The sequence below is a fragment of the Halorubrum sp. SP9 genome (genome assembly GCF_005435015.1).
Classification (GTDB): Archaea; Halobacteriota; Halobacteria; order Halobacteriales; family Haloferacaceae; genus Halorubrum; species Halorubrum sodomense.
Genome location: NZ_SGXU01000554.1, coordinates 1 through 321, shown reverse-complemented (window position 1 = coordinate 321; position 321 = coordinate 1). Strand labels below are relative to the sequence as shown.

General features: G+C 66.4%; 1 pseudogene. It reads left to right on the top strand.

Going from position 1 to position 321, the window contains the following annotated elements:
* Positions 1-321, top strand: a pseudogene (locus EXE45_RS18565) (ATP-binding protein); the annotation flags it as partial.

The window sequence follows — 321 nt, the reverse complement described above, 5'->3', positions numbered from 1 at the left end:
GGGCGGGTGACGGTCACCCGTGAGACGCCGGACGCGTACCTCGCGCTCGAACATACGCCCGCCCAGGGGCTCGCCGTCTACAGCAACGGGCTGTACGTCACCACCGACCAGAATGCGGGTGTGGGTGGCGTTGTCGTCTCGAAGGGGAATCTCACCCTCAACTTCGCGCGGACGGACATCCAGTCGGGGTGTGCGCGGTGGGCGCGCATCCAAGACGCGCTCGATGACGCCCGCGTTGAGCTGTACGACCAGCTAGCCGATGATGCGCTCACCGACCAGACGCGGGCGGTTATGGTTGAGCTGCTCACTAGCGACGACGAC